A 26,492-nucleotide genomic window follows, 5' to 3' on the forward strand; every position below is an offset into this window, starting at 1 on the left:
AACAGTGACGGGTTTTTACCTCTGTTCACCGTTTTAGCTCTCTGGAAGCAAGTTACACGCCAGTGCCTGTCAGTCCTGTGGCACCACATCGCGCAGGACAAATCTCATGCCCGCGCTTTCGTACAGTTGGCGGGCACGCAGGTTGCTCTCCAGCACCTTGAGGTCCACATAGGGTTCACCGCGTTGCTTGAACGCATGGAAGCAGTGCAACAGCAATGCGCGGCCCAATCCCTGGCCCTGGGCGCAGGGGTGAACGGAGAGGTTCTTGATAAACGCGCTGGTCCAGCACTGCGCCACCGCGAGAATGCCGTCGTCGTTGCTGGCCACCAGGCACAGCGTGGGGTCGAACTCGGCATCGGTGGTGAACTGCTGCTGCCAGGTTTCCAGGTTGGGAACGCGACCGCCACCCTGGTCCTGGGTCAGGCGCAATACGGCGTGAATCGCCGGGGCCAGGTCGTTACGGTAATGATCCAACTGCGTGCCCGCCGGCCACTGCGGGGCGGGCAGGCTGCCGATAAGGTCGCGGCGCAGCAGTTGGAAGTATTCGCTCACAGGCCTTTTTGCGCCACGGTTTGAGCGGCCACCACCAGGCACTTGGTCAATTCGGGCGAGGAGAACTTGGTGAGCACCGCGTCGGCACCGGCCAGCCGGGCTTTTTCGCTGTTCATCGCGCTGTCCAGGGAGGTGTGCAGCAAGATATACAGATGCTGGAAATCCGGGGTTTCGCGCAGGGTGCGGGTGAGGGCGTAGCCGTCCATTTCCGACATCTCGATGTCCGACACCACCACATTGATCTGCTCCGCTGTGCCTTGCAGCTCCAGCAGCACATCGATGGCTTCCTTGGCGCTGCGCGCGGTGTGGCAAGTGAGGCCGAGGTTGCGCAGGGTGTGTACCGATTGCTGCAGCGCGACCTGGCTGTCGTCCACCACCAGGATGCGCGCATTGCCCAGCACTTCGGCCTCTTCCATGGTCAAGTCGGTGGGCGCCGCTTCGATTGGCGCCGGTGCGATGCCATGGATGACTTTTTCGATATCCAGCACCTGCACCAGGCCGCCTTCCACCTGGGTTACCCCGGTGATAAACGCACGGTTACCGCCGGAGCCGTAGGGTGGTGGGCGGATGTCGGTGGTCAGGCAATGCACGATCTTGCTCACCGCCTGCACATGCAGGCCCTGCTTGGAGCGGCTCACATCGGTAACGATCAGGCAGCCGCCGTCCGGGTCTGCCAGGGGCATTTCGCCGAGGGCGCGGCTCAGGTCGATCACCGCCAGCGAGTTGCCGCGCAGGGTGGCGATGCCTTTCACATGCGGGTGGGACTCCGGCAGCTTGGTCAGCGGCGGGCACGGGATGATTTCGCTGACTTTCAGCAGGTTGATCGCCATCAGCTTGCCGCTGCGCAAGGTAAAGAGCAGAAGCGAGAGTGAGTCTGCGCGGGCTTTGGTGGTGGACATAAAAACCTTCTGTGGATCAGGGATGATGATCTATAGAGAGTTATCGACTTCGGGGAGCCAGGCTTTAACCGGATTTTGTGTCGGGATGGATGCGTGTGGGAGCTGGCTTGCCTGCGATAGCATCACCCCGGGGCAAATGAAAGACCGAGGTGCTTGCATCGCAGGCAAGCCAGCTCCCACACAAGCCCCATTCCACATGGGCTATATGGGTCAGCCCTTCCACACCTGCGGGTTCACCAGGTCCTGCGGGCGCTGGCCCAGCAGGGCGCTGCGCAGGTTGTCGAGGGCGCGGTTGGCCATGGCCTCGCGGGTTTCATGGGTGGCCGAGCCGATATGCGGCAGGGTCACGGCATTGCTGAGTTGGAACAGCGGCGACTCGGCCAGTGGCTCCTGTTCATACACATCCAGCCCGGCGCCACGGATGCGCTGGCTTTGCAGGGCTTCGATCAGCGCCGGCTCGTCCACCACCGGGCCGCGGGAAATGTTGATCAGGATCGCGCTGGACTTCATCAGCCCCAGCTCACGCGTGCTGATCAGGTGACGGGTCTTGTCGCTCAACGGCACCACCAGGCAGACGAAATCCGCCTCGGCCAGCACCTCATCCAGGCTGCGAAATTGCGCGCCCAGTGCCTGCTCCAGCGCCGGCTTGCGGCTGTTGCCGCTGTACAGGATCGGCATGTTGAAACCCAGGCGTCCACGCCGAGCCACGGCCGCGCCGATATTGCCCATGCCCACGATGCCCAGGGTCTTGCCGTGCACATCGCAACCGAACAACGGCGCGCCGACGCTGGCTTTCCACTGGCCGGCCTTGGTCCAGGCGTCCAGCTCGGCCACGCGGCGGGCACTGCTCATCAGCAGGGCGAAGGCCAGGTCGGCGGTGCTTTCGGTGAGCACGTCGGGGGTGTTGGTGAGCATTATCCCGCGCTCGTTGAAGTACGCTACGTCATAGTTGTCGTAGCCCACCGACACGCTGGACACCACTTCCAGCTTGCTCGCGCCTTGCAACTGCTCGCGGCCCAGCTTGCGACCCACGCCGATCAGCCCGTGGGCGTGGGGCAGGGCTTCATTGAATTGAGCGTTGATATCCCCCTGCTTGGGGTTGGGCGCGATCACCTCGAAGTCCTGTTGCAGGCGTTCGATCATTTCCGGGGTGACACGGCTGAAAGCGAGGACAGTCTTTTTCATTGCAGGCGGGCTCATCGACTACGGAAGAATGCCAAGCACGCTAACATTCCTGGCCACAGTTGTCAGGAGACGGCACACCTAAAGTGGGCAGGGGCCAAATGTGGAAGCTGGTGTTGCCAGCTTGAAATCAGTTCGCCAGTCGCGCGCCGCTGAGGCTGCCACTCAACTCGTACGCCACCAGTTCCGCCTGGTGTGCCGCCAGAATCTCTGGCAGCGAGCCGCGCAGGTATTCCACCCAGGTCTTGATCTTCGCATCCAGGTATTGGCGTGACGGGTAGATGGCGTACAGGTTTAATTCCTGGGAGCGGTAGTTGGGCATCACCCTTACCAGGGTGCCGTTGCGCAGGCCTTCGATCGCCGCGTACACCGGCAGCAGGCCGATGCCCATGCCGCTGGTGATCGCGGTTTTCATCGCATCGGCCGAGTTCACCAGAAAGGGCGAGGTGTTGATTGCCACGCTTTCCTGGCCTTCGGGGCCGTTGAAGGTCCACTTGTCGAGCTGGATCACCGGGCTGACCAGGCGCAGGCAGGCGTGGTTGAGCAGGTCATTGGGGCGATGGGCGCAGCCCTTGGCCTTGACGTACTCCGGCGAGGCACAGGCGATGCTGTAGGTGATGCCCAGGCGCTGGGACACGAAGCCCGAGTCCGGCAGCTCGCTGGCCAGCACGATGGACACGTCATAGCCTTCGTCGAGCAGGTCCGGCACGCGATTGGCCAGGGTCAGGTCGAAGGTGACGTCCGGGTGGGTACGGCGATAGCGGGCAATGGCGTCGATGACGAAATGCTGGCCGATGCCGGTCATGGTGTGCACTTTCAACTGCCCGGCAGGGCGTGCATGGGCGTCGCTGGCTTCGGCCTCGGCTTCCTCGACGTAGGCCAGGATCTGTTCGCAGCGCAGTAAATAACGTTTGCCGGCCTCGGTCAGCGCAATGCGCCGGGTAGTGCGGTTGAGCAAGCGGGTTTGCAGATGGGCCTCAAGATTGGAGACCGCGCGCGACACATTGGCAGTGGTGGTATCCAGTTGCACGGCGGCGGCGGTGAAGCTGCCGGCTTCGGCCACGCAACTGAAGGCGCGCATGTTTTGCAAAGTGTCCATGGAGTGTTCTCAAGGGAGATGCCAAATTGTGACATGAAGTTGCGCGCAGGTGTGTATCCGCTGGGCGCTGTCCCCTCCCGACATGGGGGGCGAAGGGTCAGGACAAGGTCCAGGCCTCACTGACTTTCGCCCTGTAGTGCGGCATATATTCCTGGAGCAAGTGATTGAATGCCGCCTGTGCGCGGGCGCGGTTTTCACGGGTAGGCGCGTCGAGGCTTGCGTGGGCGTGCTGTATCAGGGTTTCGGCGGCCCGGGTGAGTGCCGGGCTGATGCGTTGGAGCGCGTCAATCTCTGCGGTCAGCGACGTGCCGTGGACCTGCCGGCCCAGGGTGTCGAGCAATGCATGAACGTCATCGGCGTGCCGTTCCACGTAATCGTCCCAGCCCGGCTGCTCATCGGGGTTTTCCAGGTAGCGGCGGGCGATTGGCAACAGGTGGTCCAGCGAGTCGCTGCCTAACCGTTCTTTGCGCAAGGTTTGCCGTGTGCGCAACGACTGCGCCTCGATGCCGCTGAACTGTTCAACCTGTTCCGGCAGCACCAGGTCGCGGTCTTTGTTCACGGTATGACGGGTATAGAGCACCACCGGTTGGCCGTGCTTTATCTTTACCAGCACTTGGGTGGAGGACGGTCTGGCGGGATCAAGCAGCGATTCGCTGATCGAGCGGACCAGGTGTTCCCAGTCGAATGTCTGCTCGCCAATGGTGCGAAGTGCTTGGTGCAGCATTTTCTTGACGACTTGCCGGGATTTAAAAGGGGCAATATCGATTGTCAGGTAATCACCGCTCAGGTGCGGGTCATCGAGCTTGCGGTGGCTGACTTCAATTGTCACGCCTTTGCCCGCCCCTGCCTGCGACGAGGCCGTTATCCCGGCAGAGAAACTCTGAATCTGGGCTATGGCGGTCAGCTTGTAGACTTTCAGCGCATCGGGGCGCAGCTGTGCACGGTTGCGCTGGATCAGCGTGTGCAGTTCATTATCCAGCGGCCTGTCGATACGCGATTGTGTCTTGAGCAGCACATAGCGCTCCAGCAATGATTGGGCCTGTTTGTTGCTGGCGTGGCGGGTGGCGTTCAGCTCGGACACGGGCACAGGTGTGCAGACCTGCTGGGTGAATTGTTTGCTGCTGGCGTCGATGTGGTTTTTCATGTCGGCCAACAGCGCCAAAGGGTCGTCGTTGTAGTACTTGTGCGAGGCCAGGCGGCGGTGTGCCAACTCCGGCGCTGTGTCATACAGGCTCAGGATGTCCAGGGTGATCTGGCGGTGAGTGCGTTGCAGGGTTGGCTTTATCGTGGTGTTCACCTGCAGAGCACTGAAGACGTTCACCGTCGCCTTGTTATGGGCCGTCAACGTGAAACCGTGTTCGATAATCACCGGTTGGGACGTGTTTCTCACGCTGGGCAGCTCAACATCGGTCAGGCCCGCGTCGGCCAGTGCAGCCCTGACATAGGGTTGGCTCAGCGCTGAGTAAGCCAGGTGTTTCTGTAGGTGGTGGCTATCACGCAACAAGCTGGGCAGGTTCTTCACGGTGCGGCGGATGCTCTCGCTAAGAGAGGTGCGAACGGAATGGCTGCGCGCATCGGCGTACTGTTCCAGGTTCGGGTATTCGCAAGACGAAACATAGCCGATACCGAGGTGGCTGCGGGTCTGGAACTGCTCCTCCATCGATGCCTTCAACTGTGCCTGCAGGCTGATGGCGCGCGTGCTTCTGATGCGTTGGTCGGCGGAGACCTCCAGGCGGGAGTCGGCTGCCAGCTGCGGCCCCGCGCGGGTCTGTAGCGTTGGCTCCAATGCAAAGCTGTAGCCGATATGACGGTGGTTGCTGCGTTCGCCGCCGTTGCGGACATAGGCGAGTGCCGGCAATAACTTTTGCGTCAGGCGCAGATGTTTGCCAGCGCTGACGGCTGCCCGAAACTGCCATTTGAGGGCGCGACACAGTGCATAGTCGGCTTCGATGTCCGGGTCCCTGGAGGTGCGGTGCCGGCGAAGCAGGTGTTCGGCCTTTTTGAAAAACGCGTAGAAGTCCGGTAACGCCTCTGCCGACACCTCAAGGCTCGGCTCTTGGCTGGACAGCTTGTGGTGAAGCGCCTCTATCGATGCTTGATCGCGATGATAGTCCGCAAGCGGAACCAGCTTTTCCAGGACCCGGTCCGCGATCCAGCACACATCACGTTTCAGGGGGCGCATGCCGGGTTGCAGTGGTTCGGGCGAGAGGTGTAGCTGCCTGCGCAGAACGTCAGCGGTCTCTTGTGCTGGGGCGGGTATGGACGCTCCGAAAGAGCATGCGTTGAGGACTGAAAACATTCGGGCACTCCAGAGGGTGGAATGCTCGTTATTCTGCTTGCTGGCAACGCACCGCGCTGTAGGGAGAATATCTCTGCACCGGGATTAATAGCCCGACATCCTTAGCGCCGGCCCGGATTATCGCCTGAACGGTAACAAAGATTCACAGGAATGCCAGCTTATCGTTCCCCATGCCACCCCCTAGAATTGCGCCACCTCTCCCCGCTACACCACCTCAGGAATACGCAGCAGTGCCGCGTCGCATCAGCAGAGAGCTGAAGACTCTCAGTGTTTGGGCTTTATCATTAGCAATCAGCGGCTGCATCGGAACCGGAGGAATCGCCCCCCAAGGCCAGTCCCTCAACGCCAATCACCTGGCCACCGACGAAGCGATCCAGAGCGCCGCCCAAGACGCCCACTGGCCCACCGCGCAATGGTGGCAAGCCTACGGCGACCCCCAGCTCAACCGCTGGGTCGACCTCGCCACCCAACACAGCCCAAGCATGGCCATGGCCGCCGCGCGGGTGCGTGAAGCACGGGCCATGGCCGGGATCGCCGAGTCGGCGCAGGCGTTGCAGATCAACAGCGACACTGCGCTCAAGCGCCACAACTGGCCGAAGGATCAGTTCTATGGTCCCGGCGAGCTGAGCGGTGCCAACACCTGGGACAACACTGCGTCCTTGGGCCTGAGCTATGCCCTCGACCTGTGGGGCCGCGAAAGCAACGCCACCGAACGTGCCGTAGACCTCGTCCACATGAACGTCGCCGAAGGCCGCCAGGCCCAGCTCGAATTGCAGAACAACGTGGTACGCGCCTATATCCAGCTGTCGTTGCATTACGCCAACCGCGATATCGTTGCGGCCACATTGGCCCAGCAACAGCAGATTCTCGACCTGGCCAATAAGCGCCTGGACGCCGGGATCGGCACCCACTTCGATGTAAGCCAGGCCGAAACCCCATTGCCCGAAACCCATCGCCAACTGGACGCCCTGGACGAAGAAATTGCCCTGACCCGTAACCAGTTGGCGGCATTGGCGGGCAAAGGGCCGGGGGAGGGCGCGACATTGCAGCGTCCCACCTTATCCCTCGCCGCGCCCTTGAAACTGCCGTCGAGGCTGCCCGCGCAATTGCTCGGGCAACGCCCTGACGTGGTCGCCAGTCGCTGGCAAGTCGCGGCCCAGGCCCGGGGCATCGATGTGGCCCACGCCGGGTTCTATCCCAACGTCGACTTGGTCGGCAGCCTCGGCTACATGGCCACCGGCGGCGGCATGCTGGCGTTCCTGGCGGGCAAGAAACTCAACTACACCGTGGGGCCTGCGATTACCTTGCCGATCTTCGACGGCGGCCGCTTGCGTGCAGAACTGGGCGAAGCCAGCGCCGGTTATGACATGGCTGTCGCCAGGTACAACCAGACCCTGGTCAATGCCCTCAAGGGCATCAGCGACCAGTTGATCCGCCGCGAATCCATGGATAAGCAATCCGCCTTCGCCGCGCAATCGGTGGCGTCGGCGCAGAAGACCTACGACATCGCGATGATCGCCTACCAGCGCGGCCTCACCGACTACCTCAATGTGCTGAATGCGCAGACGTTGCTGTTCCATCAGCAGCAGATCGAGCAACAGGTCCAGGCCGCGCGCCTGAGTGCCCATGCTGAATTGGTGACGGCCCTGGGCGGCGGCCTCGGCGCCGGCGACGATGTGCCGCAAGACGCCAAGACCCTCCCGAGCAAGACCCCGGCGGCGCTGGCCGTGTTCGATCACTGAGTAGAATTTGATGACTCCCTTGCCTGCACCGCTGCGCTGGCTGCATTCCCTTGAGTGGCGCCGTGGTTTTTTCGACTGGGCACGCAGCGATGGCGTGACCTGGGTGTACATCTTCAAGGTGCTGGTCGCTGCGTTCCTCACGCTGTGGTTGGCCATGCGCCTGGAACTGCCGCAACCACGCACCGCAATGATCACCGTGTTTATCGTGATGCAGCCCCAGAGCGGCCAGGTGTTTGCCAAGAGCTTCTATCGCTTCCTCGGCACCCTGGCGGGGTCGGCGGTGATGGTGCTGTTGATCGCCTTGTTCGCGCAGAACACCGAACTGTTTCTCGGCGCGCTGGCGATCTGGGTGGGCATCTGCACCGCTGGCGCGACGCGCAACCGTAACTTCCGCGCCTATGGGTTTGTGCTTGCCGGCTACACCGCGGCGATGGTCGGCCTGCCGGCCCTGGCGCATCCGGATGGGGCCTTTATGGCTGCGGTGTGGCGAGTGCTGGAAATCTCCCTGGGGATTCTGTGTTCCACCCTGGTCAGCGCCGCGATCCTGCCGCAAACCTCCAGCGCCGCCATGCGCAATGCGTTGTACCAGCGCTTTGGCGTGTTCGCGCTGTTCGTCACCGATGGCCTGCGCGGGCGCAGCCAGCGTGAAGGGTTCGAGGCCAGCAACGTGCGCTTTATCGCCGAAGCCGTGGGCCTGGAAGGGCTGCGCAGTGTCACGGTGTTTGAAGACCCGCATATGCGCCGGCGCAATGGCCGGCTCAGTCGCCTCAACAGCGAATTCATGAGCATCACCACGCGCTTCAACGCCTTGCACCAATTGCTCGAGCGGCTACGCACGGATGACGCGGATCATGTGGCGGCGGCGATCAAGCCCGGTCTGCAAGACCTTGCCGAAGTGCTCGATGGTTTTTCCGGTCGCGCGCTCACCAGCCCGGATGCGGCGCGCCTGGTGACTCAACTGAGTGCCTACAAGGACGACCTGCCCGCCAAGGTCCGCAGCCTGCGTGCGACGTTCCAGGAGGGAGACCCCAGCGAAGATGAACAGCTGGATTTCCACACCGCCTACGAGTTGCTGTACCGCTTCGTCGATGACCTGCACAACTACGCGCAAACCCATGCCTCCCTGGCCGACCACCGCCATGCGCGCGAGCAATGGGACGAAACCTTTATCCCGAAAACCAACTGGCTGGCCTGCGCCGCCTCGGGCATCCGCGCGTCATTCATCCTGATTGTGCTCGGCAGTTACTGGGTGGCCACCGCCTGGCCCAGCGGCGCCACCATGACCCTGATCGCCGCCGCGACTGTCGGCCTGTCCGCCGCCACGCCCAACCCCAAGCGCATGGCGTTCCAGATGGCCTGTGGCACGTTGATCGGCGCCGTGGTGGGCTTCGTCGAAATGTTCTTCGTGTTCCCCTGGATCGACGGCTTCCCGCTGCTGTGCGTGATGCTCGCCCCGGTGATCATCTTCGGTGCGTTCCTCGCCTCGCGCCCGCAGTACGCGGGTGTCGGCGTCGGCCTGCTGATCTTCTTCAGCACCGGCTCGGTGCCGGACAACCTCACCCTCTACAACCCCTACACCTTTATCAACGACTACATCGCCATGGTCATTGGCATGCTGGTGTGCGCGGCGGCGGGTGCGATCATCCTGCCGCCCAACAGCCGCTGGCTGTGGCGCCGGCTTGAGCAGGACCTGCGTGAGCAGGTGGTGTATGCGATCAGCGGCAAGCTCAAGGGCCTGGCATCGAGTTTCGAAAGCCGTACCCGCGACCTGCTGCACCAGGCCTACGGCCTTGCGGTCGGCCAGCCGCAGGTACAACGCGATTTGCTGCGCTGGATGTTCGTGGTGCTGGAAGTCGGTCACGCGATCATCGAACTGCGCAAGGAACAGGCGATCCTGCCGGTGCACCCGGCGTACGCCGAATCCCAGCCCTGGCGCCAGGCGATCCGCGTGATGGGCCGCTCGCTGGTGCGGCTGTTCCTGCAACCGAGCGCGAGCAACCTGGAGCGCGGCCTGATTGCCGTCGACCATGCGATCAGCCGTGTGCAGGCCACCGACGAACCGTTCGCTCCGCACTTCGACACCTCCGCGCTGCGCCGGGTGAAGAGCTACCTGCACTTTATCCGCACCTCGCTTTTGGACCCGCAATCACCGCTGGCAGCCCTCAAAGGCGCCACGCAAGGAGCCATGCATGCCCCGTGAAATCGCCTTCCACGGCGTCTACATGCCGACCATGACCCTGATGTTTTTGATCGCCGCCGTATTGGCCTGGGCGCTGGACCGCTTCCTGGCCGGCTTCGACCTGTACCGTTTTTTCTGGCACCCGGCGTTGCTGCGCCTGAGCCTGTTCGTTTGCTTGTTCGGCGCCCTGGCGCTGACCGTCTACCGTTGAGAATGCCCCGATGAAAAAATTTTTCAGCCTGCTCGCGACCTTGCTGGTATTGGCTTTGGCGATCTGGATTGGCCGTACGCTATGGGTGCATTACATGGAGACGCCCTGGACCCGCGACGGCCGTGTGCGCGCCGACATCATCAACGTGGCGGCTGATGTGACCGGCGAAGTGGTCGACGTCCCCGTGCGTGACAACCAACTGGTGAAAAAGGGCGACCTGCTGATGCAGATCGACCCCGAGCATTACCGCATTGCCGTCAAGCAGGCGCAGTCGCTGGTCGCATCGCGCAAAGCCACCTGGGAAATGCGCAAGGTCAACGCCCATCGCCGGGCTGACCTCGATGCGCTGGTGATCTCCAAGGAAAACCGCGACGACGCCAGCAACATCGCCGACTCGGCATTGGCGGATTACCAACATGCGCTGGCACAACTGGAGGCGGCCGAACTCAACCTGAAACGCACCCAGGTGGTGGCGGCGGTGGACGGCTACGTCACCAACCTCAACGTGCACCGTGGCGACTATGCACGCATCGGCGAAGCCAAGATGGCCGTGGTGGACATGAACTCGTTCTGGGTCTACGGCTTCTTCGAAGAAACCAAGCTGCCCCATGTGAAGGTCGGCGATAAAGCCGACATGCAACTGATGAGCGGCGAGACGCTGAAGGGCCACGTGGAAAGCATCTCGCGCGGCATCTACGACCGCGACAACCCCGAGAGCCGCGAACTGATTGCCGATGTGAACCCGACCTTCAACTGGGTGCGCCTGGCCCAGCGGGTGCCGGTGCGGATTCATATCGATGAGGTGCCGGAAGGCGTGTTGCTGGCGGCGGGCATTACTTGCACAGTGATTGTACGGGAGTTGCCGGGAAGTTGAGGTGGCTAGTGGGGGCGTGCTTTGGCCCTCACTTTGCGCCGCCGTCTGACCCGCAATATGCTGACGTATCGGCGGTGGTTTCGTGTATTGAGCATTAGCAGGCAGACCAGAGATTGGAACAAGGGAAACAGTGCAAACATAGAAACGGGGTGGCTCCCCAAGTAGTCTGCCGCAAGCCATGCATTCAGGGCCGCGGTGCACACAAGTAGTGGCGGTCCTGAGCATAATCCCTGTGCCACCAAGGCCAGTCCAATGCACATTGCCAGCACCAACATCAGGCTCGCTACTGTCGCGTATTCACTGGGGAGATAGTTGATTCGGGCGTAATACGACAGGCTATATGACAGGTTGCCTGAACTACTGACCAAATTCATGGACACCGCCGTTCCCACCGTGAACGCAAAACGCTTGGTGTCATTGCACCATGTTCGTGGTATGCGCTTGCGGCACACCGCTTTGCAGAAAACCCTAGGCATCCTTCACCTGTGAGTCGACAGAGGTGAAAGAGACTGGGGAATGTTTCCTTGTAATGATGTCAGGCCGTTCGCTGTTTTTTGTAGGACGCGACCTGAGTAGCTATGTCATTGCGCGATGAAGGTTTCATGTAGATGCCGCCACAACAGTGCGCCGCTGGCCTGCTTCTCGAACACCACGGTTGCGCGACGATCCGTCTGCGTGCCGCTGGCATCCACCTGATGCTCGCGGTAAGTCACCGTCGCCCCACGGGCATGCCGATCAATCCCGGCCATCTCGCTCAAGGTGATCTTCAATTCCGGGCGCATGCCGCCTAAACGCGTGAACAGTGCATTGACCCCGGCCGCATTCACCCGGGCGCCGGTAGCGGGGGCGATCATGCTGAACTCCGGCGAAAAGCGGGCGAGCAACGTCTGCAAGGTGCCCTCGGGTGCGACACCGGCAAACCATTGCTCGATCTCGACGTGGGTCTGGATCACTTCTTCAAAAAAATCGCTGTAGTCGATCATTTACAAGCTCCCATTCAAACCAAAGCGCTTCTTCAATACCTTCTCCAGCAACCCCTTGGGCAACAACGCCGCCATCAGCGGCAGCGCCCGGCTGCCGTTGCCCGAACGCAGCAGGCGCGGCGGTTGCGACTGCTGCACGGCCTTGAGCACATCCGCGGCAAATACGCTGGCGGGTGTCGGCTTGTCCTGGGAGGCCTGGCTGCGTGCACGGATACCGTCACGCAGCGGCCACCACGGCGACTTTTCGTTGATCAGCAGCTCGGCCTGGGCGCCAGCGTTTTTCGCAAAGCTCGTGTTGATCGCGCCGGGTTGCACTTCCATGACCCGCACGCCAAACGGTGCCAGTTCCATGCGCAGCGCATCGCTCAAGGCATGCACAGCGGCTTTGGACGCGCAGTAGGCTCCGGCGAACGGCGTCACCAGCACACCGGAAACGCTGCCGATATTCACCACCAGGCCTTTGCTGCGCCGCAGGGCCGGGAACAACGCCTGGGTCACGCCGACAATGGAGAACACATTGGTTTCGAATTGACGCTGCATCGCCTCGGTACCGCCGTCGAGCAGCGGGCCCATGGCGCCGTAGCCGGCGTTGTTGATCAGTACGTCCAGTTCGCCCCATTGCTCGGCCAGGTGCTGCAGGGCGGCGGCGTCGTTGACGTCCAGGTTCACGGCGTTGAAGCCGGCGGCGGCGAGGGTGGCGACATCTTCTTCGCGGCGGGCACTGGCCCACACGTCATAGCCTGCCGATTTGAACGCGTCCGCCAGGGCGCGGCCGATGCCACTGGAACAACCGGTGATGAGTACGTTGGGCATGGATCAATCCTTTGTCAGTCCGAGAAACTGCCTTGCAGGTGCTCGGCACGAAATTCCAGGGTTTGCGGTCGGTAGCCGGGGCGCAAGGGCGGCGTGGGCAGGCAATCGTCCCAGGTCGCGCCGGCCTGCAGCTCGCCGGGGCCGCGATAGCGGGGGGCTGCGTAGACGTTGTCGGCCAGGTTGACCGAGTCGCCCGGTGCATACGCGGCGACACGCCAACGCAATTCGGTGAGTGGCACGTCGTTACCATTATTGAGGGTCAATTTCAGTGGGCGATCCGCTGGGCATTCCTGTGGTGCATAGCTGATGCGCAGTTCCAGGCGTGCCAGTTGCGAGGCTTCGCGGTTATCCAGCCAGACCACCCAGATCGCCACAAAACCCAGGCCGACGGCGGCTGCCAGCGAAACCGGCAAGGCCTTGGCCGGGTAGCGCAGCAGCAGAATCAACCAGGTGATGATCAGGAGGACGCCGAAGAACATGATGACAGTCTCGTATGCGGATAAAACATCCTACTCGCGGGACGGCCTTGATGCCTATCGCTGGGATCAGTTTTGCTTTACGCGGGAACCTGAGCGCGCCTTTTCCCCACACAGCCAGCATAGGGAAATGCAGACTATCCAGGAGGGTACCCACCACGTTCTGATTATGTGAGACGAACTATGATTGCTTCAGCTCTTCTTGTGCCGGCCGCCACTTCCGCACTGGCGTCAGCGGTGACCTCTCTCGTCACTCCTCAGCCCGCGTCAACGCCGACCAACGCTGGAACTTCCGATCAAGCGAGCGCAGGGCGTGACGTTCACGCGCAGCCCCGTATGCAAAACCAGAAGCTGACCAGTCTGGCGCAAACGCTGCTGCAAGGGGCCGGTACGTTTTTCCCCACCGCGCGCTATAACAACGACACGAACAGTGAGAAAGCCAAGGGGTTCGTCTATACCGTTGGTGGTGCAGTCGCAGAGGGTATCGGGAAACGGCTCGGCGCTAGTGGCGGTATGGCCGCAAAACTGGTTGGCACGGTTTTGGTCGGTGGAGGCCGGGTTGCCCAGGAATATGGCAAGGACAAATGCGGCAGCGCGGCCAGCACCACGAACAATACCGGCGATTACAATGCTTATTCCCCATTGGCTTGGGGAGGCAAGTCAACGTCATAGCAGGTGCTGCTGTAATGAAAAAGCCCCCGCCCAACCGGCTGCGGATAGGGGACGCAGTCGGCTGGGCGAGGGCTTCTGGTACGACTGTTTTACTGCGCGATAGTTTTCACCGACACGCCGCGTTCAACCGGTGTCGAGCGCCCGTAGATATCTTCGAACCGCTCGATATCGTCTTCGCCCAGGTAGCTGCCCGATTGCACTTCGATGATCTCCAACGGGATCTTGCCCGGGTTGCGCAGACGGTGCACCGAGGCGATCGGGATGTAGGTGGACTGGTTCTCGGTGAGCAGGAACACGTTCTCGTCACAGGTGACTTCGGCGGTGCCGCTGACCACGATCCAGTGTTCGGCGCGGTGATGGTGCATCTGCAGCGACAGGCACGCGCCCGGCTTGACCGAGATGTGCTTGACCTGGAAACGCCCGCCCATGTCCACCGAGTCGTAGGAGCCCCACGGACGGTAGACTTCGCAGTGGTTCTGGGTTTCGCTGCGGCCCTGGTCGTTCAGGGTCGAGACCATCTGCTTGACGCCCTGGACCTTGTCCTTGTGGGCGATCATCATCGCGTCCTTGGTTTCCACCACCACGATGTTGTCCAGGCCGATCACCGACACCAGCTTGCCATTGCCGTGGATCATGCAGTTGCGGCTGTCCTGGATCACCACGTCGCCTTTGCTGACGTTACCGTGGATGTCTTTGTCGTTGACGGCCCACAGCGACGCCCAGCAACCCACGTCGCTCCAACCGGCACTCAGCGGCACCACACAGGCGCGCTGGGTTTTTTCCATCACGGCGTAGTCGATGGAGTTGTCCGGGCAGCAGGCGAACGTGGCTTCGTCGAAGGTCACGGTGTCGGCGGTCTGTTCGCTGCGTTCCAGGGTCAGCAGGCAGGTGTCGTAGATGTCCGGATCGTGCTTTTTCAGCTCTTCGAGGAAGCGGCTGGCGCGGAACAGGAACATGCCGCTGTTCCAGAAATAACCGCCGCTCTTGACGAACTCGACGGCGCGTTTTTCATTGGGTTTTTCCACGAACTGCTCGACGCGGCTCACGCCTTCCGGCAGCAGCGAATCGTTGGTGGACTTGATGTAGCCATAACCGGTTTCCGGGCGGGTGGCCGGCACACCGAACAACACCATCTCGCCACGTTCGGCGGCCACGGTGGCCAGGGCCAGGGCGCGTTGCAGGGCTTTCTGGTCATCGATCACGTGGTCGGCTGGCAGCACCAGCATCAGCTCGTCACGGCCTTCATTGACCAGCATCATCGCGGTAAGGGCCACGGCCGGCGCAGTGTTGCGGCCGAACGGTTCCATCAGGATGCGCTGGCTCTCCAACTTGCGAGCGGCCAGTTGCTCGTTGACGATAAAGCGGTGGTCCTTGTTGCAGACCACGATCGGGGAGTCCATGCCTTCGAACACCAGGCGCTCCAGGGTTTGCTGGAACAACGTGTGTTCACCGGTCAGGGCCAGGAATTGTTTAGGGAACTGTTTACGGGAAAGCGGCCAAAGACGTGAGCCGCTACCACCGGAAAGGATTACTGGGATCATGCTGTTTCTCCTTGAATCGATATGGGTCAGAGCTACGAAGGTTTGTCGTTTCACTCTTGTTTTTGTCTCGGTCCGACCGGACTCCTCGGTCCCTGTGGGAGCCGGGCTTGCCCGCGATGCAGACGACTCGGTTTGTCAGGTACACCGAGGTGATGCCATCGCAGGCAAGCCAGCTCCCACAGGGGAGCGGAGCCAGGTCGAAAATCTAATTAGCGGGTCGACACGGGGCGTTTCACCCACACTGGCGACAGGCTCGAACCGGAACCGGTGACGTACAGCACCGCTGCTTCACCGCGCTCCAGGGCAACCGGCTTCACGTCGCTGACTTTCTTGTCGCCGTCATACAGCGCCAGGCTGACTTTCACCGGGTTGATTTCGCGCTCGCCACGGCCTTTGGCCGCGACCGACTGGACCACATCAGTCTTGCCGTCAGCGGTTTTCAGGGTCAGGGCCTTGTCGCTGAGGTTCTGTACGCGCACCAGGGACTTCTGCTTGTTCTTGAACGGCGGTTCTTCGATCAGTTGTGGCTGGCCGCTGCCGCTGTTGACCAGGGTGTAGTAGTGGTCCGGTGCGAGTTTGACCGGTACGGTCTGGCTGCCGACCTTGGCGCTGTAGTCACCGCCGGGCATGAAGCTGAAGTCGCTGCTGGCCAGGGGGGCAACGTCGCTCAGGTTGGTCGCGCCGACGGTGGCGCTGACTTCCTGGTTGCTGGCGTTGTAGATGCGCACGAAGCTCGAGCCTTTTGGCGCGGTAGGGCCGTAGAGGGCGGCGTCGCCACCGGCGAAGGCGGACATCGACACGAAGCTCAGGCCGGCCGCGATAGCCAGGGTTTTAGCGAGACGACGAGGAGTTGTAGTGAAAGTCATGTGAGTTACCTCTCTTTCAGTTTTGCGCCCGGTCGGGCGTCTCGGATTTTTGAGTTTTAACTGGGGTGTTCAATGCCATGTTCTGTTGGCGCGAACCGGCTTGTTTAAGCTGCGCAACCCACGCGGGGTCGGCATCACCGATTTCGTTGTTCACGGGCAGATAACGTTCGGGAAACTCCCAGATCAGCACCTGTGGCGGGCTGTTCTTGAAGTCATCGCTTTTCAGGTAGCTGAGCATCGGCAGGATCGGGCCATGGCCGTCTTCGGCGTAGCTGACCACGTCGCTGCCCAGGGCTTGCTTGAGGGCGCCGACGAAGTTCCAGTTGGGGTTGGCGCTGTAGCTGGTGCCCACCAGTGCCACCGGCGTTTCGCTGTCGCTGAACAGTGCGTCGTCGCCTTTGGTTTCGGCCAGGTGCGTCACGCGCTTTTCCAGCGGCTCTTTCGGCGGCATCAGGTTTTCGAACAGCGGGTCCAGCGGCAGGAACAGACGCAGGTCGCCTTTGTGCGGCTCGGTCTTCTCGGCCTCGGTGACGAAGCGTTGTGGCTCACCGCTCAGCGGGGTCTTGTCGGCAATGGTCTTGGCCAACTGCTTGGCGGCGATTTCAGCACCGTCCGGAGTCCAGTGGGTGTCGGTGCGCAAGAACACTTGCTTGCCGCCGAGCTTGGCCTGTTGCAGCGGGCCGAGCAGGTCCGGGGCGATGATCTTGTCCGCAGCGACACGGGCATGGAAATCCTGATACAGGTTGGCGTGGATGCTGGCCGGTTTCACCTCACCCAGGTGTTCCGGGTACAGGCGCACCTTGGCCGGCACGATCGCCATCACCAGTTGAATGCCTTGCGCCTTGAGTTTCTGGCGCACGCCTTCGACCAGCGCGTAGTTGCCTTCAAGGTTCTGGTCTTCGTTGACGGCGGGGTTGAACTCCTCGTCGCTGTACAACCAGTGGTCGCGGCCCAGCACCACGCCGGGACGGCCTTCATTGAACAGCTTGTAGTCCAGCGCCGCCCACAGGTTGGTACCGATGCGCTTGATCGGGAACTGGTCGTCGTAGTGCGTCTCGACGGCCTTGGTCCAGCGGCCGTTGAGCACGGTGGCGTCGGCATTGGTGCTGAAGCCCAGGAAACTGCGCAGCGACCAGGCGCCGAGCGCCAGCAGCACCACCAGGAACAGGCCGATATAGAGGACGCGCAATGATCGGGTCATGGTCGGCTCCCTCAGAATTGGAAGTAAAGGAACGGCGAGAAACTCTGCGCCGACAGTTTGAGAATCGACGCCACGAACAGCAGCAGCACCGCAGCGCGCATGGCGTAGCGTGGCCAGTCAGCGGTCCAGTAGGCCGGTTGCACCGCGGCATCCTGGCCAACGGTGAAGCCTGGCTCGTGGATGCTGCCGGGGTTGTCGCCCGGTACGGCCTTGATCAGGCTCGGGTCGGCCGGCTTGGCTTTTTCCGCCGGGCGATTGGTGTAGAAATCGCGCAGGCCGAAGAACGCCAGCGTTGCATACGCCACCACCAGGGTTGCCACTTGCAGGCCGGTGAGGTTGGCGCGGTTGAGTTCCGACAGCGACCACTCGCCAAAGCTGAACATCGCACCGTACATACGGCCGGCGACGTGCAGGTTTTCGGCGCGGAAGATCACCCAGCCCATTACCACCAGCAGGAAGGTGAAGGCCCAACGCACCGGGTTGAAGCTGCGCGGCGAGGTGTTGAGGCCGATGGCTTTTTCAATCGCCAGCCACATGCCGTGCCACGCACCCCACACGATGTAAGTGATGTTCGCACCGTGCCACAGGCCACCGAGCAGCATGGTCAGGAACAGGTTGCGGTAGGTGGTCAGCGTGCCTTTGCGGTTGCCGCCCAGGGTGATGTACAGGTAGTCACGCAGCCAAGTGGAGAGGCTGATGTGCCAGCGACGCCAGAACTCGGTGATCGACTGGCTGATGTAGGGCTGCTTGAAGTTTTCCATGAAGCGGAAACCCATCATCAGGCCCAGGCCGATGGCCATGTCGCTGTAGCCGGAGAAGTCGAAGTACAGCTGCGCGGTGTACGCCAGCGCGCCGAGCCAGGCGTCGCCGGTGGTGGGGTTTTGCAGGGCGAAGCAGTGGTCGGCCACCACCGCCAGGGTGTCGGCGATGAAGACCTTCTTGATGAAACCCTGCATGAACCGCGTGCAGCCCTCGGAGAATTTATCGAGGGTGTGGGTGCGGTTGTTGAACTGGTCGGCCAGGTCGCGGAAACGCAACACCGGGCCGGCAATCAGGTGCGGGAAGATCGCCACGAACGCCGCAAAGTCGATCAGGTTGCGGGTCGCCGGGGTATCACCGCGGTACACGTCGATGATGTAGCTGATGGACTCGAAGATGTAGAACGAGATCCCGATCGGCAACAGCACGTGGGTGAGGATGAACGGCTCCAGGCCGGCCGACTTCATCATCACGTTGATGCTGTCGACGCCGAAGTTGGCGTACTTGAAGTAGCCGAGGATGCACAGGTCGACCGCCACGCCGAGCAACAGCCAGCGTTGGGCCGGCTTGGTGCGCACGCCGGCTGCCCCGACCTTGAGGCCGATCCAGTAATTCCATAGCGTCACAGCGGCGAACAGCGCCAGGAAGTCCACTCGCCACCAGGCGTAGAACACATAGCTGGCAATCAGCAGCAGCAGATTGCGATAGCGTTGCCCGCTCAAGTAGTACAAGCCGAGAAAGATCGGCAAGAACAGAAACAGGAACACATTGGACGAGAAAACCATCCCGATCTCTCCATGTTTAACCAACAGTCAAGGGCCAGAGCCCCCCCAAACCCCCCATGGTTTCCATGGACGGCGATGCAGCTTTTTGTGGTGAGCGGGCTTGCCCCGCGCTGGGCTGCGCAGCAGCCCCAATAGCCTCACCACATCTCTCCAGATAGAGCCCTGTGGCAGTGTTGGGGCCGCTTCGCGCCCCAGCGCGGGGCAAGCCCGCTCACCACAGAGTTTTACCCATTGGAGGGTTGTCCTTTCAGCTCAGGAACCTTTGTTGCCCTTTTCATGCGTCGGGTCGTAGACCTTGGTCAGGTCGCCCCCGAGCCGGAAAGTCTTGAACGGCTGCATCCCATGCTTGCGCTCGATCACATCCGGGGCGCAGGTGTAGAGGGTGCAGAAGGGTTCGAGCCAGGCAAACTTCATGTCTTCCTTCAGGTCTTTCATGTCCTGCTCTTTGCCGTTCTTCTGCTCGAAGATCTCCGGGTCTTTCACCCCGGCGAGCACTTTGTCGCCCAGGCGTTTGAGCGCGCCGTTGTTTTCCTGGCGCAGGTCCACACCGTTGACCAGGGCAAAACTGGCGATCATCGACAGTGGCGGCAGGGCGTAGTTGTGATACGACAAGGCGCGTTGCTGACGCTTCAGTTCGTTCGGCAGGAAGCCTTGGTCATCGACCTGGTTTGCGCCGACCTTGTATTCCTTCACCGCCCAATCAAACAGGTCGCGGCGGTTGGTGGCGACGGACGTTGCCATCACCGACCAGGCGGCCCAGTAGGAGTGGTTGTTGGTTTTTTCCAGCGGCAGGTTGTCCCAGTCGCTCACCACCTGATCGGCCAGTTTGTTGAACCAGGCTTCGATCAGTTGCGCTTCCTGCTGGTGGTTGGCCAGCGGGTGCGAGTCGGAGAACTTCAGGCGCACATAGGCCGAAGCCATGCTGCCCAGCGCCCATTTGCGCATCGACTTGCCGGTGTGGTTGAAGTCCTTGGACATCAATGCATCCGCCTTGGCCCAGCTGGTCAGCCAGTTGAGCGTGCATTCCAATTGCTCCGGACGACCGTCGCGCATGAACTGCATCACGCGCTTGCTGGTGTCTTTTTCCAGCTTGGTGATGTCGGCGGTGCTGTCGCGAAAGGCTTTTTCCGATTGCACATTCAGCGTGGAACGGGCCTTGTCCGAACCTTCGTACTTGCTGCGAAATTGCAGCGAGCCGGTGTACGGCGCCGGCATGGCGTCGCAGTCATTCTTGAAGTCGCCGGTCTTGAACGCTTCCACCGGGGCGAAGTAGCCCTGGGGTGGACGCAGTGGCGCGGCGGCGTTGACTGAGCCGGCGAACATCGCCAGGCCCAGCAGCGTTGGAATCAATAACTTCTGCATAGGTAACCTCATTGCCCAGTTGACGCGGTCTGTTGACCACTGGCTGGGAATACGTTGCGTGTGCAAATTTTCGCTTCGACTTTCTGCGCGGCAGCGCCCGCTTCCGGACCCTGCACTTCCACGGCCAGCAAGTTCTGCGAGGCCCAGTCTTCATCGGTGCGCAGTTCAAAGGCGAAACGCCCGTCTGTATCGGATGTTTCGGGTTTCTCGATCTTGATGTCCTCGTGGCGCCCGTTCATGTACCAGAGGGTGGCTTGCAGGGTTTTCACCGACGGGTCGGCGAAGCGGATATCAACCTGATGGTTGGCGTTGCGCAGGTCTTTGTTCGAACTGTTAACCAGCAATTCGTTCTTGCCGGGTTTCAATGTCGTGCTGGCCGTCATCTGCGCGGTCTTGCCTTCGCAGCCGTTGTCGAGCAGGGCCATCATCTGGCGGTAGATGGTTTCCTGGTCGAGGCGATACAGTGGCGAGAACTCCCAGATCAGGATCTTCGGCGGGGTCTTCTGGAATTCGTCGCTGCCCAGGTATTGGATCATCGAGCCTTCCAGGCCACCGCCGGGGAAGGCGACGTTGAGGATGTCGGCACCGATTTCCTGTTCCAGGAAACCGGCGAAGTTGTAGTTCTTGCCGCTGTGGCTGGTACCCACCAGGGTGATCTGCGGGTTGCCCGAGTCGCCGAACAGATCGCCGTCGCCCGCTTCGCCCTTGGGCTCGGTGGTGAACTGGTCCATGTACTGGATCGCGTAGCTGGTGCCGCACAGTTGCCCGGCCATGTTGTGCAGGGTGCCGGTCTTGCCCATGCGTCCGGAGCGCTTGGTCTCGAACTCGCGCTGCGGGATGCCGGCAAACTCCGGCATGGCACGCACTTTGGCACCGACGATTTTCGCCGTGCGCTGGGCGCCATACGGGGTCCAGTGCTGGTCGCCGCGGAAGTAGAAATCGTGGGCCGGCAGTTCATCCGGCAATTGCTCGTCTGTCAACGGCGACAGGTCCGGCACCACGTAGCCCATCTTGGCGAAACGGCCGAGCATGGTCTTGTAGTTACCCAGGGCCTTGTCGAAATCGAACTTGGCTTTCTCTTCCGGGTTGAGTTTGTTGCGGTTCACCAGGCCACGGGTCGGCTGGTAGACCACCACCAGTTCCACGCCCTTGGCCTTGAACGCGTCGTGCAGTTGTTGCATGCGTTTGTAGCCGGCGGGCGATGTGTCGAACTCGGTGCGCAGGTCTTCCTGGGTACGGAACAGCCAGTCGCCCTGGGCTTGTACCAGGGTGGTGAAGTTCTGCTGGTAGCGCGTGGTGTAGTTCTTCGCGTCGTGGGCGGCCGGGCACAGGCTGCAGCACGGCTCGGCGGTGAAGGTCGGCGCCTGCACTTCGTCGGCGCGTACGCCCTGGCTGGCCGCCAGCAGGCCGAGGGTCAGACCCGAGAGGCTCAGCAGTTTGATCATGTGTGGGTGCATAAGGGTCATCCTCAGTCCTGCAATTCGGTCTGGCGTTCGACAGGGTCGATCAGCACGGCTTTCTGCTGGCGCACCAGCAGGTCGAGAATCTCTTCCTGGCGATCGCCCAGCACGCCGTTGAAGCTGATGCCGCTGGACTTGGTCGGCGCCAGCATCGACACGCGGTACAGCTCGACGCTCAACGGCGAGTCGATGGACAGCGGCCCGCTGCCGTTACCCGCCAGTTCACCGCCGACCACGATCAGCGAGACCTTGGCGTCGAACGGGTCGAGGGCGATGTCACGGTCGGTGTCGGTCAGGTCCTTGATGTGGCCGTAGAGGCCGGTCAGGCCGTTGGCCATCGAGGTGTTTTCGTACAACTTGATGTTCACGCTGTTACGCACACGAATACCGTGGCGACGGTTGGCAATCACCTTGTTGCCCCACAACAGGTTGTCACCGCTCTCATAGAGGGTGATGCCGTCGGTGTGGTTGCGGTAGAACTCGTTGTCGGCCACGAAGTTGTTGACGCTGTTGCGGTCGAGCACCAGGCCCGAGAGCTTGTTGTCGTAGCTGCGGTTGTTGAAGATGAAGCTGTCGTTCACTTCCCGGGAAATGATGATGCCGTGCTTCTTCTTGGTGCCGTAGACGGTGTTGTCCGCGATGATCAGGCCGTGGGAACGGTCGTGGGGGTCAATGCCGTAGACGATGTTGTCCTTGTAGGTATTGCCCTTGATCACGAAGTTCGTGGTCTCGTAGCAGTAGAAGCCGTACCACATGTCCGAGAACTCCGAGTCGATGATCCAGCCTGTCGGCTCGGGACGCTTGAGCACCTTGGCCATGTTCGGCGTGTACTGGGAAATACTCACCCCGTACGACTTACTGTTGGCGTAGCCGAAGCTGGCCATCTTGGTCTTGGAGATATAAGTCTCGGTGCCGCCCCAGGCCAGCAGGAACGGGCGGAATTCCTTGGGCGACTTGAACAGCGCCGGGCCGTTGGCCTTTTCGCTCCAGCCGGTGACTTTGGTGTCACGCACAAACAGCTGGCCGTCGTTGATCAGGAACGAACCGGCTTCCTGGGACAGGCGCAGCTCCTGGGTTTTCTTGTCGATTTCCAGGATGCCCTTGCGCCCGACCACGATCGGCAACTTCGCCAGGAACACGCCCGGCGAGGTCTCGCTCAGGTACTGCTTGGGCACCTTGCCCAGCAGGTCCTTGAGGTTCATGTAGCCGTCGTCGACAAAGATCGCCTGGGGAATGCCGTGTTGGCGCACCACCCATTCGGCCATCTTGTTGTCACCGCCAATGAAGTCCTTGAGGGCGTCTTCCTGCATCATGCGGCGGATGCTGATCTTGCCCGGCTTGGCGCGCACGATCTTCTTTTCCATCGCAGCGTCGGTGTAGCCCGACAGGTCCGGCAGGGCCGGCTTGGCCATTTCCAGCGGCGCGGTCGGCGGGCTGGAGATGGTGTAGGTCTTGGCCTGCTGCAGCTCTTTGGCGATGGTCGGCGCTTTAGCCTGCGGCGCGACCTCGGCCAGGGCAGCGCCGCTTGCCAGCAGCACCGCTGCCGCCAGCAGGGCCGAGCCTTTGAGGGCTTGAGGGTTCATTGCGCAGGCTCCCATCAGAACTTCCAAATCACGTCGACAAACGCGCGATGCATGTACGAGTCAACCTGGCTGCCATAGGCGTCGCCCGGCTTGAACACGCCTGCACGGAAACGCACCAGGGCCGATGGTTCGTCGATCGACTGGCTGAGTGCGGCCGGAAGCAAACCGGTCTTGAAGTACTTGGTGACCACCAGGTCCATCTCCTGGCCCAGGTCTTTCTTGCCGTCTTCAAGCGGCAGGGAAGTGCTGGACAGGATCGCGCCGGTCACGTCATCGGTGTTGTTCTGCACAGCGTCGATGCCGTTGCTGCCCACCGGCTTGTTGCCGTCGACACGCCAGAACTTGTGGTACACCAGGCTGGCGTCGTAGTCCTCGCGCAGCTGCCAGGAACCGAACAGGCTCATCGACTGCATGTTGTTCATCTCGCCACGGAAGGCTTCGCCGAAGCGGTGCACGCGGGACTGGGTGCCGGTCCAGTTCGAACGGTTGCTTTGCAGGCCGTTCTGTTCGTACTCGGCGCTGGCGCGGGAGTAGGCCGCACCTACTTGCCACTGTGGGTCCAGACGCAGGCGGATACCCAGGTCGGTGGCCCAGCCATTCACGTCATCGCTGCGCTTGGCCGTGGTCGGGCGGGTGCCGTCGGCGTTCAAGGCGTTGACCGTGTCGCGGTCGCCCTGCATGCCGGTGATGCTCGCCCAGTAGTTGACGGTGTTGGTGTTGCGCCAGTTGTAGGCATCGCTGTTGGCTTCGATGCCGAGCCAGGTCAGGTCGCCGTTTTCGCGCTTGTCCAACGAGTCGGTCGGTACGCCGGGTTCCGGGTAGTCGAGCTTGCCGTTGTCATGGGTGTGGTGACCGCGCAGGCCGATCCACTGGCCTGGCGTCCATTGGTAGGCGGCGTCGGCGTAGAGGTGCTGACGGTCCTTGTCCTTGGGCGACAGTTCCTTGAGGTCGGTGCGGTATTCGCTGAAGCGTTCAGCAACGCCGACGTTGGCCTTGAGCAGGGTGGTGTCGAAGGTCCAGTTCAGCGCTTCGATGTTGGTGTCGCGCCATTGGCCGTCGTCATTGCGCAGGCGTTGGCGACCCAGCTTGAGGAGTTCGCCTGGGTAAGGCGTGAAGCCGCTGTAGCCGATCCAGAACTCGCGCATGCCCAAGTAGTTTTTCTTGGCCTTGCGGTCGTTGTTGGTGGTCTGCTGGTTTTCGTCATCCGCCGACTGTTGCAGGGGGTCGGTCTCGATGATGTCGCTCGACACCACCGCCTGGCCCATGGCGTAGGCGCTCCAGTTGCCGCTTTCACCATAGATCCACGGGCGCAGGTCGAGGGCGATACCGTTGACGTCGCCGCCTTTCTGCGTGCCGAGGTCGCGGTCATCTTCGGACTGGGCGGTGGCTTTCACTTCCAGGCCGAAGTTCTTGGCTTCGGTCAGCGCGGCCAGGGTCGGGCACGACCACAGCAGGGCGAAGGTCAGGCCGATACCGGCCTTGACGAATGGGTTGAGCTTCATAGGGATTCCTCGCCGTCTTCTTCTTCCAGGGCGTGCAGTTGCAGCGTGCTCTGGGCCAGGGTGCCGCGGACGGCCAGTTCCTGTTGCACCAGGCGTTGGCCTTGGGCGCGTTGCTCCGGAGTGAGCGGGGTTTCGAGCTGCGCGGCCAAGTCATTGGCCTCTGGCGTGTCCTGGGCTTTAGCCAGTTGGCTGAAGACATAGGCATTCAACGGGTCGGGCTTGGTGCCCTTGCCTTGGGAAAACAATTGGGCGATGGCGAAGTCGGCGCTGTTCTGGCCGTTGCGCGCAGCGGTCAGCAAATGGTCCAGGGCTTTTTGCGGGTAGACCTTGCCCAAGTAGCCACGGCGGTAGATCTGGCCGAGGTAGTAATCGGCGGCCACTTCCTTGCCCACGGCTTTTTCGAAGTGCGCTTCGGCGGCCTTGGCGTCGGCTGGCACCCACTTGCCTTCGTAGTAGAGCTTGCCCAGCAACAGCTCGGCGCGTGGCTGGTCGGCGGCGCGGCCGTTGTCCAGGTACTTCATCATCTGGTCGACGTCGCCCAGTTCGGGGAAGTCGTAGAGCAGTTGCGCCAGGCTGACCCACGATGCCGGGTAGCCGGGGGCGATTTTTTCCAGCAGCGTCTGGGCGGTTTTTTCGTCGGTCTTGCCAAGCGATGCATCACCCAATACACGGGCTACGCTGTCGACGCGTTGTGCGGTGACGGTGCCACGGCTGTAGCCGGCTTCCATCTGCTTGAGCAGCTCGGCCTGTTTTTCCGGCTCGGCTTTTTTCTGGTAGACCGTGGCCAGTTCGACGTAGCAGATATCGGTGGTGTTCAGCGCGGCTTTACAGGTGCGCTCCACGTCATCCAGATGCTGGTCGTAGGTGTCCTGGGTACGATACAGCAGCACCTGGGCGAGGCCGGCTTCCGGGTAACCGGCGGCCTGCCACTTGCTGATCTGCTGCTGGGCATTCACGTTCGGGAAGCTGTGTGGGTATTGCAGGTACAGCATCGCCAGTGGGATCAGGGTGTTGCCTTCGCCATTGGCAAAGGCTTTTTTCAGCAGGCCTTCGGCTTCATGGTGTTCGGCTTCGGTGCTGCCAGGCTTGGCCACCAGCAGGCGACCGAGACGGGCCTGGGCGCGTGGCGAGGTGTCCGCCGCCGCACGGTAGGTGGCTTCGGCCTGTTTGATTTGCGCCGGATCGCGGGTGCCTACCTGGATGTCGGCCAGGCCCACCTGGGCCTCGCTGTAACCCAGGTCTGCCAGTTGCTGGTAATTCTGCTGGGCGGTGACGGTGTCGCCACGCTTGAGCGCTTCATTGGCCAGGCGCTGGTCGGGCAGGCCGGCGCAACCGGCGAGGCTGACCGCAACAGCCAGCAACGCCGCAGTTCCCATGTGGGAGCGGGCTTGCTCGCGAAGGGGCCCTGTCAGTTGATGCATGTGTTGGCTGACACACTGCTTTCGCGAGCAA

Annotated in this window: 22 protein-coding genes; 5 read left to right on the forward strand and 17 right to left on the reverse strand. The window is 61.8% G+C overall.

The window, feature by feature from the left end; translation table 11 throughout:
- Positions 1–69 precede the first annotated feature (69 nt).
- The 5 genes from BM70_RS0108445 to BM70_RS0108465 form a co-directional block, all read right to left on the reverse strand.
- Positions 70–552, reverse strand: coding sequence for an N-acetyltransferase (locus BM70_RS0108445; RefSeq protein WP_025855594.1), 483 nt, complete (start codon positions 550–552; stop codon positions 70–72).
- Positions 549–1,451, reverse strand: coding sequence for a chemotaxis protein CheV (locus BM70_RS0108450; protein WP_025855595.1), 903 nt, complete (start codon positions 1,449–1,451; stop codon positions 549–551). Before BM70_RS0108450 ends, BM70_RS0108445 begins: the two co-directional genes overlap by 4 nt.
- Positions 1,452–1,661: 210 nt before the next feature.
- Positions 1,662–2,636, reverse strand: coding sequence for a D-glycerate dehydrogenase (locus BM70_RS0108455; protein ID WP_025855596.1), 975 nt, complete (start codon positions 2,634–2,636; stop codon positions 1,662–1,664).
- A gap of 127 nt (positions 2,637–2,763) precedes the next feature.
- The gene (locus tag BM70_RS0108460; protein ID WP_025855597.1) at positions 2,764–3,732 is read right to left on the reverse strand and encodes a LysR family transcriptional regulator; all 969 of its coding nucleotides are present in this window, start codon (positions 3,730–3,732) and stop codon (positions 2,764–2,766) included.
- 97 nt (positions 3,733–3,829) lie between these two features.
- Entirely contained in the window at positions 3,830–5,914 is a 2,085-nt protein-coding gene (locus BM70_RS0108465) for a hypothetical protein (RefSeq protein WP_025855598.1), read from the reverse strand.
- A gap of 347 nt (positions 5,915–6,261) precedes the next feature.
- On the opposite strand from BM70_RS0108465, the gene BM70_RS0108470 reads away from it, so the two are divergent.
- From BM70_RS0108470 to BM70_RS0108485, 4 genes are read left to right on the forward strand one after another with little or no spacing between them, the layout of a single operon-like run.
- Positions 6,262–7,773, forward strand: coding sequence for an efflux transporter outer membrane subunit (locus BM70_RS0108470; RefSeq protein WP_025855599.1), 1,512 nt, complete (start codon positions 6,262–6,264; stop codon positions 7,771–7,773).
- A 10-nt stretch (positions 7,774–7,783) separates the two neighbouring features.
- Positions 7,784–9,973, forward strand: coding sequence for an FUSC family protein (locus BM70_RS0108475; protein ID WP_025855600.1), 2,190 nt, complete (start codon positions 7,784–7,786; stop codon positions 9,971–9,973).
- Complete coding sequence (locus tag BM70_RS0108480) at positions 9,963–10,163, forward strand: DUF1656 domain-containing protein (protein ID WP_012722318.1); 201 nt, start codon at positions 9,963–9,965, stop codon at positions 10,161–10,163. Before BM70_RS0108475 ends, BM70_RS0108480 begins: the two co-directional genes overlap by 11 nt.
- 10 nt (positions 10,164–10,173) lie before the next feature.
- Positions 10,174–11,037: an HlyD family secretion protein gene (locus tag BM70_RS0108485; RefSeq protein WP_025855601.1), complete on the forward strand. Its 864-nt coding sequence runs from the start codon at positions 10,174–10,176 to the stop codon at positions 11,035–11,037.
- A 581-nt stretch (positions 11,038–11,618) separates the two neighbouring features.
- Here BM70_RS0108485 and BM70_RS0108490 read toward each other — a convergent pair.
- Genes BM70_RS0108490 through BM70_RS0108500 form a run of 3 tightly spaced genes read right to left on the reverse strand, consistent with a single transcriptional unit; the run spans position 11,619 to position 13,312 of the window.
- Positions 11,619–12,020, reverse strand: coding sequence for a hypothetical protein (locus tag BM70_RS0108490; RefSeq protein WP_025855602.1), 402 nt, complete (start codon positions 12,018–12,020; stop codon positions 11,619–11,621).
- Positions 12,021–12,833, reverse strand: a complete 813-nt coding sequence (locus BM70_RS0108495; protein ID WP_025855603.1) for an SDR family oxidoreductase — start codon at positions 12,831–12,833, stop codon at positions 12,021–12,023.
- A gap of 14 nt (positions 12,834–12,847) precedes the next feature.
- Positions 12,848–13,312: a hypothetical protein gene (locus BM70_RS0108500; protein ID WP_025855604.1), complete on the reverse strand. Its 465-nt coding sequence runs from the start codon at positions 13,310–13,312 to the stop codon at positions 12,848–12,850.
- A gap of 333 nt (positions 13,313–13,645) precedes the next feature.
- Between BM70_RS0108500 and BM70_RS0108510 the strand changes: the two genes are divergently transcribed.
- On the forward strand, positions 13,646–13,981 hold the full coding sequence (locus tag BM70_RS0108510; RefSeq protein WP_025855605.1) for a hypothetical protein: 336 nt from the start codon (positions 13,646–13,648) through the stop codon (positions 13,979–13,981).
- Positions 13,982–14,070: 89 nt separating this feature from the next.
- Here the strand turns inward: BM70_RS0108510 and BM70_RS0108515 are convergent, their stop codons facing one another.
- The 9 genes from BM70_RS0108515 to algK form a co-directional block, all read right to left on the reverse strand.
- Positions 14,071–15,522: a mannose-1-phosphate guanylyltransferase/mannose-6-phosphate isomerase gene (locus tag BM70_RS0108515; RefSeq protein WP_025855606.1), complete on the reverse strand. Its 1,452-nt coding sequence runs from the start codon at positions 15,520–15,522 to the stop codon at positions 14,071–14,073.
- 209 nt (positions 15,523–15,731) lie between these two features.
- A complete protein-coding gene (locus tag BM70_RS0108520) occupies positions 15,732–16,388 on the reverse strand; it encodes an alginate O-acetyltransferase AlgF (protein ID WP_025855607.1) in 657 nt (218 codons plus the stop codon).
- 16 nt (positions 16,389–16,404) lie between these two features.
- Complete coding sequence (locus BM70_RS0108525) at positions 16,405–17,589, reverse strand: alginate O-acetyltransferase (RefSeq protein ID WP_025855608.1); 1,185 nt, start codon at positions 17,587–17,589, stop codon at positions 16,405–16,407.
- Positions 17,590–17,600: 11 nt separating this feature from the next.
- Complete coding sequence (locus BM70_RS0108530) at positions 17,601–19,133, reverse strand: MBOAT family protein (protein WP_025855609.1); 1,533 nt, start codon at positions 19,131–19,133, stop codon at positions 17,601–17,603.
- A gap of 252 nt (positions 19,134–19,385) precedes the next feature.
- Positions 19,386–20,495, reverse strand: coding sequence for a mannuronate-specific alginate lyase (locus tag BM70_RS0108535; protein ID WP_025855610.1), 1,110 nt, complete (start codon positions 20,493–20,495; stop codon positions 19,386–19,388).
- 8 nt (positions 20,496–20,503) lie between these two features.
- Entirely contained in the window at positions 20,504–21,952 is a 1,449-nt protein-coding gene (locus BM70_RS0108540; protein ID WP_025855611.1) for an alginate O-acetyltransferase, read from the reverse strand.
- Positions 21,953–21,963: 11 nt separating this feature from the next.
- Positions 21,964–23,553, reverse strand: a complete 1,590-nt coding sequence (gene algG, locus BM70_RS0108545) for a mannuronan 5-epimerase AlgG (protein WP_025855612.1) — start codon at positions 23,551–23,553, stop codon at positions 21,964–21,966.
- A complete protein-coding gene (locus BM70_RS0108550; protein ID WP_025855613.1) occupies positions 23,553–25,040 on the reverse strand; it encodes an alginate export family protein in 1,488 nt (495 codons plus the stop codon). The genes algG and BM70_RS0108550 overlap by 1 nt, the downstream gene beginning before the upstream one ends.
- Positions 25,037–26,461 (reverse strand): alginate biosynthesis TPR repeat lipoprotein AlgK, encoded by a 1,425-nt coding sequence (algK, locus tag BM70_RS0108555; RefSeq protein ID WP_371262119.1) that lies wholly within the window; start codon positions 26,459–26,461, stop codon positions 25,037–25,039. The genes BM70_RS0108550 and algK overlap by 4 nt, the downstream gene beginning before the upstream one ends.
- Positions 26,462–26,492 lie beyond the last annotated feature (31 nt).

It is taken from the genome of Pseudomonas sp. CHM02, assembly GCF_000612585.1.
GTDB lineage: Bacteria > Pseudomonadota > Gammaproteobacteria > Pseudomonadales > Pseudomonadaceae > Aquipseudomonas.

Bases quoted from the DNA above. Each gene is read 5' to 3' on its own strand.
- BM70_RS0108550 (WP_025855613.1), bottom strand. From the start codon at position 25,040: ATGAAGCTCAACCCATTCGTCAAGGCCGGTATCGGCCTGACCTTCGCC.
- algG (WP_025855612.1), bottom strand. From the start codon at position 23,553: ATGGGAGCCTGCGCAATGAACCCTCAAGCCCTCAAAGGCTCGGCCCTG.
- BM70_RS0108485 (WP_025855601.1), top strand. From the start codon at position 10,174: ATGAAAAAATTTTTCAGCCTGCTCGCGACCTTGCTGGTATTGGCTTTG.
- BM70_RS0108465 (WP_025855598.1), bottom strand. From the start codon at position 5,914: ATGCGCCCCCTGAAACGTGATGTGTGCTGGATCGCGGACCGGGTCCTG.
- BM70_RS0108525 (WP_025855608.1), bottom strand. From the start codon at position 17,589: ATGACCCGATCATTGCGCGTCCTCTATATCGGCCTGTTCCTGGTGGTG.
- algK (WP_371262119.1), bottom strand. From the start codon at position 26,461: ATGCATCAACTGACAGGGCCCCTTCGCGAGCAAGCCCGCTCCCACATG.
- BM70_RS0108535 (WP_025855610.1), bottom strand. From the start codon at position 20,495: ATGCAGAAGTTATTGATTCCAACGCTGCTGGGCCTGGCGATGTTCGCC.
- BM70_RS0108540 (WP_025855611.1), bottom strand. From the start codon at position 21,952: ATGCACCCACACATGATCAAACTGCTGAGCCTCTCGGGTCTGACCCTC.
- BM70_RS0108510 (WP_025855605.1), top strand. From the start codon at position 13,646: ATGCAAAACCAGAAGCTGACCAGTCTGGCGCAAACGCTGCTGCAAGGG.
- BM70_RS0108480 (WP_012722318.1), top strand. From the start codon at position 9,963: ATGCCCCGTGAAATCGCCTTCCACGGCGTCTACATGCCGACCATGACC.
- BM70_RS0108500 (WP_025855604.1), bottom strand. From the start codon at position 13,312: ATGTTCTTCGGCGTCCTCCTGATCATCACCTGGTTGATTCTGCTGCTG.
- BM70_RS0108520 (WP_025855607.1), bottom strand. From the start codon at position 16,388: ATGACTTTCACTACAACTCCTCGTCGTCTCGCTAAAACCCTGGCTATC.
- BM70_RS0108460 (WP_025855597.1), bottom strand. From the start codon at position 3,732: ATGGACACTTTGCAAAACATGCGCGCCTTCAGTTGCGTGGCCGAAGCC.
- BM70_RS0108450 (WP_025855595.1), bottom strand. From the start codon at position 1,451: ATGTCCACCACCAAAGCCCGCGCAGACTCACTCTCGCTTCTGCTCTTT.
- BM70_RS0108455 (WP_025855596.1), bottom strand. From the start codon at position 2,636: ATGAAAAAGACTGTCCTCGCTTTCAGCCGTGTCACCCCGGAAATGATC.
- BM70_RS0108475 (WP_025855600.1), top strand. From the start codon at position 7,784: ATGACTCCCTTGCCTGCACCGCTGCGCTGGCTGCATTCCCTTGAGTGG.
- BM70_RS0108490 (WP_025855602.1), bottom strand. From the start codon at position 12,020: ATGATCGACTACAGCGATTTTTTTGAAGAAGTGATCCAGACCCACGTC.
- BM70_RS0108515 (WP_025855606.1), bottom strand. From the start codon at position 15,522: ATGATCCCAGTAATCCTTTCCGGTGGTAGCGGCTCACGTCTTTGGCCG.
- BM70_RS0108530 (WP_025855609.1), bottom strand. From the start codon at position 19,133: ATGGTTTTCTCGTCCAATGTGTTCCTGTTTCTGTTCTTGCCGATCTTT.
- BM70_RS0108495 (WP_025855603.1), bottom strand. From the start codon at position 12,833: ATGCCCAACGTACTCATCACCGGTTGTTCCAGTGGCATCGGCCGCGCC.